This window comes from Pseudoalteromonas sp. Hal040, from assembly GCF_037162425.1.
Taxonomy (GTDB): Bacteria; Pseudomonadota; Gammaproteobacteria; order Enterobacterales; family Alteromonadaceae; genus Pseudoalteromonas; species Pseudoalteromonas gelatinilytica.
This window is the reverse complement of record NZ_JARLUU010000002.1, coordinates 471,046-484,151: the sequence shown is the minus strand read 5'-3', so window position 1 is coordinate 484,151 and position 13,106 is coordinate 471,046. Positions and strand designations below refer to the sequence as shown.

The 13,106-nt window shown below is 41.6% G+C and carries 11 protein-coding genes; 4 read left to right on the top strand and 7 right to left on the bottom strand.

Features of this window, described 5'->3' with window-relative positions; all coding sequences use genetic code 11:
- Positions 1–36: 36 nt before the first annotated feature.
- The 3 genes from P4S60_RS19810 to P4S60_RS19800 form a co-directional block, all read right to left on the bottom strand.
- Positions 37–1,575 carry an AMP-binding protein gene (locus P4S60_RS19810; protein WP_337117213.1) on the bottom strand — a complete coding sequence of 513 codons (1,539 nt, stop codon included), beginning with the start codon at positions 1,573–1,575 and terminating at the stop codon, positions 37–39.
- A 9-nt stretch (positions 1,576–1,584) separates the two neighbouring features.
- Positions 1,585–2,265 (bottom strand): SDR family NAD(P)-dependent oxidoreductase, encoded by a 681-nt coding sequence (locus tag P4S60_RS19805; RefSeq protein WP_337117212.1) that lies wholly within the window; start codon positions 2,263–2,265, stop codon positions 1,585–1,587.
- 103 nt (positions 2,266–2,368) lie between these two features.
- Positions 2,369–3,382, bottom strand: coding sequence for an AraC family transcriptional regulator (locus tag P4S60_RS19800; protein ID WP_337117210.1), 1,014 nt, complete (start codon positions 3,380–3,382; stop codon positions 2,369–2,371).
- A gap of 147 nt (positions 3,383–3,529) precedes the next feature.
- On the opposite strand from P4S60_RS19800, the gene P4S60_RS19795 reads away from it, so the two are divergent.
- From P4S60_RS19795 to ahpF, 4 genes are all read left to right on the top strand, one after another.
- On the top strand, positions 3,530–4,531 hold the full coding sequence (locus P4S60_RS19795) for an NAD-dependent epimerase/dehydratase family protein (RefSeq protein WP_337117209.1): 1,002 nt from the start codon (positions 3,530–3,532) through the stop codon (positions 4,529–4,531).
- 47 nt (positions 4,532–4,578) lie between these two features.
- Positions 4,579–5,082, top strand: a complete 504-nt coding sequence (locus P4S60_RS19790; protein ID WP_054562481.1) for a 2,4'-dihydroxyacetophenone dioxygenase family protein — start codon at positions 4,579–4,581, stop codon at positions 5,080–5,082.
- A 208-nt stretch (positions 5,083–5,290) separates the two neighbouring features.
- Positions 5,291–5,860: an alkyl hydroperoxide reductase subunit C gene (gene ahpC, locus P4S60_RS19785; RefSeq protein ID WP_054553958.1), complete on the top strand. Its 570-nt coding sequence runs from the start codon at positions 5,291–5,293 to the stop codon at positions 5,858–5,860.
- A 153-nt stretch (positions 5,861–6,013) separates the two neighbouring features.
- Positions 6,014–7,594, top strand: a complete 1,581-nt coding sequence (gene ahpF, locus P4S60_RS19780; RefSeq protein ID WP_337117207.1) for an alkyl hydroperoxide reductase subunit F — start codon at positions 6,014–6,016, stop codon at positions 7,592–7,594.
- 100 nt (positions 7,595–7,694) lie between these two features.
- Here ahpF and P4S60_RS19775 read toward each other — a convergent pair whose 3' ends face one another.
- The 4 genes from P4S60_RS19775 to P4S60_RS19760 form a co-directional block, all read right to left on the bottom strand.
- On the bottom strand, positions 7,695–8,165 hold the full coding sequence (locus tag P4S60_RS19775) for a DM13 domain-containing protein (RefSeq protein ID WP_337117206.1): 471 nt from the start codon (positions 8,163–8,165) through the stop codon (positions 7,695–7,697).
- Positions 8,166–8,167: 2 nt separating this feature from the next.
- On the bottom strand, positions 8,168–8,974 hold the full coding sequence (locus tag P4S60_RS19770; protein WP_337117205.1) for a substrate-binding periplasmic protein: 807 nt from the start codon (positions 8,972–8,974) through the stop codon (positions 8,168–8,170).
- 39 nt (positions 8,975–9,013) lie between these two features.
- Positions 9,014–10,639: a methyl-accepting chemotaxis protein gene (locus P4S60_RS19765; protein ID WP_337117204.1), complete on the bottom strand. Its 1,626-nt coding sequence runs from the start codon at positions 10,637–10,639 to the stop codon at positions 9,014–9,016.
- Between the two features lie 200 nt (positions 10,640–10,839).
- On the bottom strand, positions 10,840–12,936 hold the full coding sequence (locus tag P4S60_RS19760; RefSeq protein WP_337117203.1) for a carbohydrate-binding family V/XII: 2,097 nt from the start codon (positions 12,934–12,936) through the stop codon (positions 10,840–10,842).
- Positions 12,937–13,106: the final 170 nt, after the last annotated feature.

Here is a 13,106-nt window from a genome sequence, read left to right as displayed (position 1 = left end):
GTATTTTATACCAGTTAGGCGGCTAAAACGATCGCTTTATTGCTGGCGTAACTCTCGACGTAGAATTTTGCCAACCGTCGATTTAGGTAATTGTTCCATAAAAATGATTGATTTAGGCACTTTATAAGCACTTAAGTTTTCGCGGCAATAGTCACTCACTTGTTGCTCATCAATCTGCTCTTTTAAGGTAATGTAGGCACAAACACGCTCCCCAGTTTTTTCATCTTTTGCGCCAATTACGGCCGCTTCGCAGATAGCAGGGTGCTGACAAAGTACGTTTTCAACTTCATTAGGGTACACGTTAAAGCCAGAAACAATAATCATGTCTTTTAATCGATCTACAATTTTGTAATTACCACTTGGAAGCTTCAGACCCACATCACCGGTTTTGAAAAAGCCCCGTTTCATGCATTTATCGGTTTCATCTTGGCGCTGCCAATAACCCATCATCACCTGCGGGCCTTTAACAACAATTTCGCCAGACTCACCGTCAGCTACAGGCTCATCATTTTCATTCCAAATTTCGACGGTGGTGTTTGAAAGTGGGCGGCCAATGCTACCAATTTCTTCATTTTTAAAGTCGTTTAAGGTTGCAACAGGCGAGGTTTCTGACAAGCCATAGCCTTCTGTGATTGTGCAACCTGTGGTATTCATCCACGCATCGGCTGCAGCATGTGTGAGTGCTGCGCCCCCAGAGACGGTCATTTTTAAGTTTGAAAAATTCAGTGCCTTAAACCCCGGGTGCATGCACAAGCCAATAAATAAGGTGTTGATGCCTGAAAAGTAATTAATATCAAATGGTTCGATTTGTTTAACTAAGGCATCTAAATCACGAGGATTTGGTATCAGTACATTAAATTGCCCCATAGCAAATAGACCAACCATGTTCACCGTAAAGGCGTAAATATGATAAAGCGGAAGCGGGCAAATACCAGTTTCTTGACCAGGCGTTAAAATGTCATCAAAGCGCTCATTCATTTGCTCGGCATTGGCTAATATGTTGCCATGACTCAGCATCGCCGCTTTGGCAACTCCTGTGGTACCGCCGGTGTATTGTAAAACAGCAATATCATCACGACTGGCTTGATGAGCGTTAAGAGGAGCGAGTCTTTCACCTTGGCGAATAAGTTCATTTAACGAAAATTGACCCTCTTGCAATGTTGGCTCAGCAACCGCGGCTGCAACAATAACGGTATTGATTGACGTATCATCGATAATAGTTGCTAATTTGTCGGTAAGGGCGTCAAGAATAACAATGGCTTTTACATCGGCATCATTAAACTGATGTAGCATTTCGCGAGCGGTGTAAAGTGGGTTGGTATTGACAACGATTAATCCGGCACGAAATGCTGCATAGGTAACGATAGGGTAATCAACAATATTCGGTAATTGAATGGCGATTCGGTCCCCTGCAACAAGGCCACTTTGCTGTTGAAACCACTGCGCTAAATAACGAGACTGTTGTTCAACTTGGGCATAGCTGAGCGTTTTTCCCGCACTGTTATAGGCTGGAAGTTCGGCATAAGTCTGACACGTATGCTCAATTAATTGCGTGAGGTTATCATGTGTGTTCATGGGTATTCCTTAGCGTGTTGTTCTTATTAGTTGTTGTTTTATCAAGCGATCCATCACTGAATCCATTATCCAATTTGGCAAATAACGACTCATGATATAGGTTAGTTTAGATTGTAAGCCTAGGATCATCATTAATTTTTGTTTATCCAAGCCGCGCAAAATGTGTTTTGCAGCATAGGCTGGGTTGGCTAAAGCACTGTGCGTTTTACTTGCACAAATTAAACTGACTTTTATGTTGTTAGGTTTAAATTTTTTACGGAGTTCTTTGGCTAAAATCAAGGCGCTGGGCTGTGGTGTAAATTGAGTGGCATCAATAAGAGGTGTGGTCAGTGCTAGGTGACTGTTCATGCCCAAGTGTGGCGTGATGACTGTTGCAAAGTGCTGACAAGCAATACTATTTTCGTTACTTAGCTGCTCATAAGTATGGCAGCTGAAAATAGCCAAATCAGGCTTTCCTATCGCTGCAATTGCATTATTTACTTGAGTTTGCAGTGCTTCAGTATCACAGATAGGCGTCGCAAAAAACTCAACGTATTGATAGTAATCGGCAAGCTCCCCGAGCGATTGTTTAGTTTGTTCGCAAAAATGTAAGTCGAATAATGCAACATCGTCACCTCTAAGAATATATTGCTTTGCCAATTCGAATCCGATACCACTGTTGGCACCGGTAATAAACACTCTTCTTAACATTGCACGACCACTAATTAGTGAAACTAGCTAGTCAATATATATAAATTGTTAACCGAAAACTTAGCTTTATACGACCTGTTTTTAACTTTTTGCGCCAAAAAGGCTAAAGTGATTTACGGTAATCTTTTGGTGGTATGCCATACCAGCGTTTAAACGCACGAGTAAATTCGCTGTAATTAGAAAAGCTTAAGATATCTGATATGTTCGATAAACTGAGACTAGTTTCAGTTAAATATTGATGTGCTAAATTGCAACGTACATCGTCAACTAACTCACGAAAGGTTGTTTCATGCTTTGTTAAGTGCCTTTGTAAACTACGGGCACTCATTGATAGTTTTTCAGCTATCAGGTTTACACCAAAGTCTTCGTGGAGTAGGTATTGCTTGATCAGCACCTCAACGTGATCTGAAATGTTTTCTCGCTTAGTGTCCTTAAGATCCCCAAGCTGCTGGCTAAGTATAGAAAATAATTGTTTATCTGAGTTTTTGATAGGGATCTTTAAATACTTTCTATCAAATACCACTGCGGTATGGGCACAGTTGAATACCGGGAGTTGACCTAACGCTTGACGGTACACGCTAGGATTTTCATTACCACTATGAGGAAGTTCTAAGCGATGTAGTTTTATTTGGTCATCGGTTAATTGTTTTAATAAATTGACGCCTACGCTCATGGCTAAATCCGCGCCATGGTGAACACTTATCTTTAAGCTATTGCGTACTAAAAACGAGAGCTTTACATAGTCTTGACCAATTTCCAGCAGTAAATCAGCACTATTTTGATGTACATGGTAGTACTTAGTTAAGTTCTTTAGCGCCATTTCAAGGGTGTCGCAGTTCCCCATCAAGTAACCAACTGAGCCCAAGATATTTAAGCTCTGCCAGCGGCCTAGCTCAAGGCCAAAATAGGGTAGGTTTAACTCTTTAGCCGTGATTTCTAACAGCTGGATCAATTGTTGATACTGCACAAAATTATTTGGCTCAGAGAGTTGCTTTCGATCTAAACCAACGCGCAATAGTAGTGCATCAGGGTTTACCAATTTACTTTCTATCAGCTCAATATAACCATGTAGAGCAGATACTCTAATTAGATCAGGTGCGTGTGTTAGCCGGGGCATAGTGTGCTCTTCTTTAGTGCGTTGGCGTAAAAAGTAAAAAAAATTGCGTGAAAAGTAAAGTAAATGATGCCATTAAAGTTTAACAATGTATTAACCGGTCAGCCTGCGAACTGCAATTAGCCTGTAACGTGCTTAGAGGAACACACAATGAACTATTCAAAAGTTTTTATCAGTGGCGGCAATGGTTTTATTGGTCGCACACTCGCACGCTACTTTAAAGCGCATGGGGTTGATGTATGCGGCGTTGATTTAACGTCCTGTGAAGAGTTTAACATTGTTGCAGGTAATTTGAATGAACCAGCGAGTTGGCGCTCATTAATGAATGACTGCGATTTAGTTATTCATACAGCGGCAATTGTTTCAAATGCATTTAGTTATAAGCAAACATGGCAGGCGAATGTGGGTTGGACGAAAAACTTACTGGATGCAGCGGTGGCTGCAAACACCGTAAAGCGCTTTATTCATATTTCGTCGACCGCCGTCTATGGCAGTGATTGGCAAACTGATATTAAAGAAGATACACCTTTGTTCCCTGATGGCAGAGCCTATAACGATTCGAAAATGATGAGCGAGCATTTATCGCTAAGCTATCACGCCAGTAAAAAGCTCAATGTCACAATAATTCGCCCGGGCGATGTTTATGGGCCCGGTTCAAGACCGTGGATAGCTTACCCATTACAAGAAATTGCCAAAGGCATGTTTATGGTACCAGAGGGCATGTTTGGGCCTGTTTATATTGATGACTTAGTCAAAGGTATTTACCAAAGTGCGATAAGCCACGATGCAAGCGGTGAAATTTTTAATCTATCGGGCCCTGAGCAAGTAACTAACCAAACTTATTTTAATTACTTGGCGCAGGCACAAGGGAAAAAGCACGTCCCAGTAGTGAATTTGGCTTTAGCATTAAAGCTAACAGGGTTTATTGAGTGGTGTTATCACCTTATTGGTAAAACCACAGATATCAATCCGTCGACCATGCGCATGTTGAGTCGTAGAAGTGCAGCTTATAGTAATGAAAAGGCACAGCATATTTTTGGTTATCAACCTGAATTTACCTTACAGCAAGGTATGCAACATGCTTTGCTGTGGGCGTATAGGCAAGGGCTTTGTAAAGAAGAACCACACACAGATACCGCCACAGCAAATTAAAGACAACTAGTTAACTTATTGAAAGCAAGTGAAAAGAGGGCACACACATGGCATTACCAGATATTATTAATCATCAAGATTTCTTACTGACTATTCATACCAATGATGAAAAGCTGATTAAAAACGCCTTACCAGGGGTACACATTTATCCACTCATGCTGGATTCTGAGAATGGGGTATGGGTCTTACGCGTATTATTTGAACCAGGCACGGTATTACCAAAGCATTTTCATACCGGTGTTGTACATTTGTATACATTAGCAGGCAGCTGGCACTACACAGAATACCCAGATGATTTACAAGTGGCAGGCAGCTATTTGTTTGAACCAGGCGGTTCGATTCATCAATTTCAAGTACCAGCAGACAACACTGAAGTGACCGATACCTTTATGGTGGTTATGGGGTCTAACATTAACTTTGACCCAGATGGCAACTATATGAACATTATGGATGCAGGTTGGATTGAACAAGTGATGTTAGCAGCTGCAAAAGAGCAAGGAATTGAGCCTAACTACATTAAACCAAAGAGTTTATATGGTTTTAGTAAGTAATTTTATTCCCTGAAGTGAAAGCCCTTTGTTATATAAGTAATTGAGGGCTTTGTAGTTTTTGCTTCTTTTGATTTTTCAATCTAAAAAACAAATCAATTTAATCTAAACAATCAATTTTATTTTAATCGCTCACACCTCTATTGTATTAATCAAGCAGACGCAAGGCTGCGTTAATTAAACATTTTTAAATACATCAATGAGGAATACTATGAGCACTTCATTAATTAACACAAAACTACAACCATTCAATGCAACAGCTTACCACAACGGTGACTTTGTAGAACTAACAGAAAAAGACGTGCTAGGTAAGTGGTCAATCTTCTTCTTCTACCCAGCAGACTTCACTTTCGTTTGTCCTACAGAGCTTGGTGATGTTGCTGATTACTACGAGCAGCTGCAAGAAATGGGTGTTGAAGTTTACTCAGTATCAACTGACACGCACTTCACTCACAAAGCATGGCACGATACGTCTGACACAATTGGTAAAATCAAATTCCCAATGATTGGTGACCCAACAGGTCGTATTACTCGTAACTTCGGTGTGATGATTGAAGACGAAGGTCTTGCTCTTCGCGGTACATTCGTAATGAACCCTGAAGGCGAAATCAAAGTAATCGAAACTCACGACTTAGGTATTGGCCGTAGCGCGAAAGAGTTAGTACGTAAAGTACAAGCTGCACAGTACATTGCTAACCACGACGGTGAAGTATGTCCTGCATCATGGCAGCCAGGTGAAGAGACACTTGCTCCTTCACTAGATCTAGTTGGCAAAATCTAATTTGCCACTGCATTAAACGATAGCAAAGTGTTGCTTTGCTATCTCAATGCAACCTCAATTACCCATCACAACTCACATTAAGCACATTAGCGGGTGATGGGTAGTTTCCTAAAATTTTTCTAGATTATTTATTCTGAACTCAAGGGCTAAGCCATGTTAGATACGAATATCAAAAACCAATTAACAAGCCACTTTGCTTCTATTACCAGCCCTGTTGAGCTGCTTATCGCCTTGGATGACAGCAATAAATCAACAGAGCTTAAAAATTTAGCAAACGATTTAGCTTCGTTAAGTGACAAATTCTCGGTGCGAGATAACCTTAACCAAGACGTACGTCGTCCGTCTATGGTGGTATCTTCACCTATTAACAATACGCAAATAACATTTGCGGGTGTGCCTATGGGCCACGAATTCACAAGCTTGATCCTTGCACTTCTTCACACAGGTGGTCATCCAAGCAAGGCATCAGAGAGTGAAGTTGAACAAATCAAATCATTACCTGGGCCGCTCAACTTTGAAGTGTATATTTCATTAAGTTGTCAAACATGCCCGCAAGTAGTGCAAGCACTGAACTTAATGGCAGCACACAACGAAAACATTACGGCTACGATGATTGATGGTGCCTTGTTCCAAGACGAAGTGAACGAGCGCAATATCCTAGCGGTGCCAGCGGTGTATTTAAATGGCGAGCTGTTTAGTCAAGGTGCAGTTAATCTGACTGATATCTTAAATAAAGTAGATACCAAAGCGGCTGCACGCCAAGCCGAAGCGCTAAACGACAAAGAGTTATTTGACGTACTTGTTGTTGGTGGTGGACCAGCAGGGGCTTCTGCAGCAATTTATTCAGCACGTAAAGGCTTAAATACCGGCGTGGTTGCAGAGCGTTTTGGTGGTCAGGTTTCTGACACGTTAGCAATTGAAAACTTTATTTCAGTGAAAGCGACTGAAGGTCCTAAATTAGTTGCTCAACTAGAAGAGCACGTAAAAGAATACGACGTTGATGTTATGCAAAATCAACGTGCGGCATCGCTTACTAAGCAAGGTAATTACCAAATCACGCTAGAAAATGGCGCGGTTTTAAATGCTAAATCAGTGGTATTAGCAACCGGTGCACGCTGGCGCGAAATGAACGTACCAGGTGAAAAAGAGTATCGCGGTCATGGCGTTGCTTATTGTCCTCACTGTGATGGTCCGTTATTTAAAGGTAAAGCTGTTGCGGTGATCGGCGGTGGTAACTCAGGTATTGAAGCAGCAATCGACCTTGCAAACATTGTTGAGCATGTCACCGTGCTTGAATTTGCTGATACTTTACGTGCTGACGAAGTACTTATTCGTAAAGCAAATAGCTTAAAGAACATTACGATTATCAAAAATGCGCAAACGACAGAAGTTGTTGGTGATGGTAAACGAGTAACAGGCTTAAGCTATATTGACCGCATCTCTGGCGATGAAAAATCACTTGAGCTTGCAGGTATCTTTGTGCAAATCGGCTTGGTGCCAAACACTGAATGGTTAAAAGATTCAGGGTTATCATTGACTCGCTTTGGCGAAATCGAAATAGACAGCAAAGGTGCAACATCTTTACCGGGTGTTTATGCGGCAGGTGATGCAACAACAACGCCGTTTAAGCAAATCATTATTGCCATGGGCAGTGGTGCAACGGCAAGTTTAGGTGCATTTGATTACTTAATTCGTCACAGCGATGAAACTCAAAGCACAGAAGACGCAGCTTAATTAGCTGTTTAAACAATGACTCTTGATTAGGCAGCTCACACCCATAGCTGCCGCTTTAAAGCCGCCCTCTCCAAAGGCGGCTTTGTTTTTATTAATCCAGCTAATGATACTGCGTCGCGGTTATAAATTCCTCAAAACTTTCACACCAAATAACCACTGTATTGTAATCACTGACATCAATACCTTGTGGTACAACTAATTTAAAGCCATTGAACGAACGCACCCCTGCAACACGCTGCATAGTGCCTTTTTGTGCTAAAAAATCGGCTTCGTTATCAATAAAGTTTCGCGATAGATAAAGTTGATAGTCAGGTCCTGGTGATAACGTGCCTTGCATAGAAATAGCATCATTGGTTAGATACACCTTACCATCACCATAATGTAAGCGATCTGAGCCTTTTAGGTCGGGTTTAAACGTTGCACTATACTGAGCTCGACCTTGATGCTGCTTCAAAATAGCAATATCGGGTGCTGGTTGTTCAGTTAAAATAGGTAAACTGTACACCCCAGCTATAAAACCCGCAGCAAAAATCGCCAATGTCATAATGATAATTAGCAGCGCTTTTAGCATGCTTACTCCTTATTTTTTAGCGTGATGATGTGACGTTGCTTTAAAGAAAATTGTTTTTCAACATCACCAAAATATTGCAAATAGAGTTGCTCAAGTTCACCTGATTGCTGCAGTTTTTGCATACCTTGCTCTAGCATATCTCTAATGTGTTGATTCTCTTTGCTTAGGTAAAAGTAATAGTCGCTGGGGTATTGCAACATAATGTTTGGCGCAATGACAAAATTGAACTGTTTTAGTCTATTCAGTTCGGTGCCAATAGCCAGTACTGAGCGTGGAAAGTAATCACCGAGTCCTGTTTCAAGGGCCTTTACCATTCCTGGGTAATCAAGCTCGCCATTAACTGTTAAACCATTGTTTTTCAATACGGTATAATCTGACCAACTTTGTTGTTGCAGGCCAACCAAGGGAGTTAAATCAGCAAGGGTTTTAATGCCGCTAAACTTTTCTTGGTCTTCATGGCGAATAATCAGTAAGCGCTTGCCGTGTAGCCCTTTATAGAGTGGGATTGTCGTTTTGACGAGAGAATCAGTGTGCTCGTGAGGTAAAGAAAGCCATGCTAAGGTAATTGTTTTATTATGACTCAGCTGCTCTACAATACGTTTATTATTCATTGGCTTAACATTGTATAGCAGCACTACATCCGCATCCATTGCGGCAAAACTTTTGTCGAGAATATCGTGAATATATTGGTTTTTTACCGCATCGGTATAATTTGGCTTCGCAAGCTGTATAACAATTTGTTCATGGCAAAAGGCTTGTAGACTCGACAGAGCAAAGGTCATTAGTAATATCAGTATTACTCTATTCATTATTTCGAGTCTCTGCTTTTTGAGCGCAGTTTTAGACGACTATACTTTGAAAACATGCACCTGCTGTTGTAAACGCGAAGCCAATGAGGCCAATTCTTGGCTGGCTTGCGCATTTTGTTGCGAGCTTTCGCTAACCAGTGAAATGCTACTACTAAATTCATTAATATTACAACTTAGTTCGTTGGCAACAGTGGTTTGCTCATCCGTTGCGGTGGATACTTGGTTGTTCATATCGGCAATAAGTGCCATTTCTTGAGTAATTTCAGTCAGTAATTGTGATGAGCGCTCTGCATATTCAACACTTTGTTTAGCACTTTCGTCTGCATTGCCCATGGCGGTAACTGCTTGCTGCGCCATTGCTTGTAGTTTACTGATCATTTCGTTAATACTGGCTGTGGCTTTTTGCGTGTTGTGCGCAAGCTGCCTGACTTCATCGGCCACCACCGCGAAACCGCGACCCGACTCACCTGCGCGTGCTGCTTCAATGGCCGCATTTAATGCAAGTAAATTGGTTTGTTCTGCAACGCCTTGGATCATCATCACCACTTGATTGATATCGGTTGATTGTGTATTTAACTCATTGATTAGTTTTGTATTCGCATTAACGATATGTGATAAACGGTTTATTGCATCGATATTTTCTTGCACAGACTGCTGACCCTGCTTGGCTGTTTTATCTGTGTGAGTGGCTTTTTCTGATGTTGATAATGCATTTGCGGCCACTTGTTCAATGGCACTACTCATTTGTGTAATGGCGGTGGCAATCATCGCTGATTGATGCTCTTGCTCTGTGGCTGTGCTTGCAACTTGGTCGCTAATTGAGTTCATTTGCTCAGCAGCAGATGAAAGGGTGAGAGTGGCGCTCGTTACATCATTTACTAATGCATGAATGCGCTCCATCATGGCATTAAAGTGGTTTGCTGCTTGGGCTATTTCGTCATTACCATGGGTTTTTGCGCGCAGACGTAAATCGGCATTTTCAGAGATAGAACCTATCGTTTCACTTAGCGATAACAGTGGGTTATGAATAGATCGGTAAATGATAAAGGCAATAGCCAGCAACACAATTATTAAAATGGTGATAGATGCGGTCATAGCGATGGTGACTTGAGCAAAGTCTTTATCTGCGGCGTTTTTAAACTTGTCAGCTTCCGTGATTTGTAAGTTTATTAGCCCTTGATAACTTTCACTGAGTGGGTCAAACACATCGTAAAGATTTTTTACGAACACATCGTTAGGCACTGCTTTAAGTTGGTCACTTTTAACTTGGGTTAAAAACGTGCTGAGTGCGCTTTCTACCACAGCAAGATTCTTTTCCACGATATTAACTAAGCGCTGCTCTTCTGTGGTTAGTTTGGTTCCTAAATAGCTTTTCCATTTGCTGTCAGCAACGTCTTTTGCATTTTCAACGGCGGCTAGAAAATCAGTTTTTGAAATTTGCTCAGCACGGTATTTATGGAATAGATCAACAATGTTAACTGCGTAATTGTCCGATACTGTTTTTATTTGCTCAAGGGGGATGACTCTATCGTCATACAAACTGTCGATGCCTTTTACCATGTCCGACATAATAGACATCGTAAAAATAGAGGTGATCACAAAAACTGTAACCGGTAACAAAGCCAAGACGGCTAATCGCGTACGAACGGTGTAGTTATTTAACATGGGCGTGCAAATTTTTGTAAGGACTTAGTATTAAAGCTAATAGAGAAATGGTTTTAAGCAAGTTTTTGCAATTGTTTTACAGGCTTTTTCTTGAGATAGATATCTATTACGACTTAAAGGTAGTCACAGAGGGCCGTTGGCTCTGGTTAAGATAACAAAGCCAGTATTTACTCTGGCTTTGCTTTGTTCCTGTTTTTACATTAATGGCCGCGGTTAGGCATTTGCCGAGGCATCTGTCTTTGTGTATTACGGCGCATTTGTTGGCGCTGCATTCCTTGCTGACGCGCTCTATTTGCTTGATTTAATTGCTGCATACGATTTTGTTGCCTATTTTGGCTGTGCTGGCGCTGCTGCAATGTTTGCTTCGCTTTACTTTTATCTATGCTTTGTAATTTATTTTGCACTTGCTGGCGGTCAATATTTTGTGCCCGATCTTTGAATTCTTGCTGTTTATCAGCGGGGAGAGTTTGCCATTTACCTTCAACACGTTGTTGCCATTTATCGGCATCATGCTTGAGCACGTTACCTTTTTGATCGGCGAACACGTTGTTTGCTTTATCGCGTTGGCTGATGGCTGTTTTTAAATCGCGTTTCACTTGCTGCTTCGAAGCAAGACGAGATTTACTTTGATCGCGTTTATAAATGTTATGTCTTGGCTGTTTATCATGATGACCTGGTTCATGGCCAACATTAATCTTGTTACCAATATTGATGTTGCCATTATTAATAATAACAGGGCCGCGGTAACCACCGCCATACCAGCCATTACAGCAATGATAAGGTCGATAATGGGTTGGCCATCCAACATTCCAATTCATACCTAGATTTAAAAAGCCATTGCTCCAACTTAAGCCAAACGACCAACCCGTCCAGTTGTTATAGCCAATATTAAAACCCCAAGTCGGTGGGCGAGGGTAATAGTAGCCACCGCCCCAGTATGGCGGGTAATACCAACCCGTTCCATACACTGGCACGCCATAATAAGGGTATGACCACATGTAACCTGGGTAATAACCAACATACACAACCTCAGGAGTTGACTCGTATATCTCGACGTAAGTGACGTTGTAAACGGGGGAACTTGGAGGAATTTTTGCGATGTCATCTTTTGGAATGCTATCAGCAACAAGCCAAGGCCCTTGTGCGGAATCTGCCTTAAACCACACTGCATTATCGACTGCATAATATTTGCCTTTAATTTGCAGCACTTGTGCATCGGTATTAATGGCATAAGAAACCTGCGTGCCCGGGATCCGTTCAAATTTAGGTTTGCCATCATAATACACAGTTAAACTTGTGTCTTTACGGCTGATAGCCGCTGTTTGCGGCACTTTTGCATCTAATACTGCTTCGTCAGCTTCTTCAGTGCCAGCAACTGAAACTCTGAGACCACCTAAATCTGATTCAGGTGGAATATTGGCAAAGCTTTCGGGGAGTTCGTCGCCACGTACAAAGGTCCATGGGCCTGTTTGTTGTTTTGCGCGATACCAGCGCCCAGATAATAAGACATACATGTTATTCGTTTGCATTTCACGCAGCCACGGGGTTTCAGTGTTAAACACATACATAAGCTCGCCACCAGTTAAGCTTTTCCATTTAGCTGCGCCATCAGTTGCAATAAGTTCGGTGGGTTTAGTTGTAACAACAATGGCTGGTGGTACACTTAGATCTGAGCGTTCGGTATCTTTAGGAAGCATTTTTACAAGTTCAGTCGGTGGCGACTGAGTATATTCATAAGGCCCTTTAGCTTGTTTTGCCTGATACCAAAACTGCCCATCGGTGAGATAACATAGTTTGCTTTTGCTATCTTTAATCACTGTCATGGCGGTGTTTAAAGCTCGCTCATATTGGCTGTTTTCAATCTGACTAAACTTAGGTTCACCATCAAAACTCAGTAATACCGACAGTTGCTCTTTGAAAATAATCGTTGGAGGATCGGTTTTTAATTCCGTTAAACTTTGCTCTGCTGCTTCTGCACTTTCAAGGCTGGCGGTGAGTTGCGAAAGAGAGGTTTCGAATTGACTGGCTTTTATTGCTTCATTAACGACAGCAGTAAATTTTTGTTCGCCTGCATCTTTTGATTCAGGCCAGCGTACATCGGTGACAGTCATATTGCGAACGGTGACGGTATCGTTTTCGCGGTCAGTATCTAGTTTAGCGGTAAACCAAAATACGCCAAACACAGCGTCATTGCCTGAAACTGAAAATGACATTGCTGCACGGGCTGTTAAAGTATTACCGTTTAGTTTCTCAGGTTGTGGCTGATAAACAATGAGTGTGCCTTGTGATGTTTGCACTTGTTGAGGCCATTCAATAGCTTGGCTAAAAAATGAAAATAAACATAGAAAAGAGAGTATTAAAACCCTGCAGGCAATAATAAAAGGTAGGGGGAGTTTCATGGTCAATCCTTGGCTAACGTAACTCTTTAAAGTATAGCCAATGACATCGAAAACGCTTAAAATTGTTC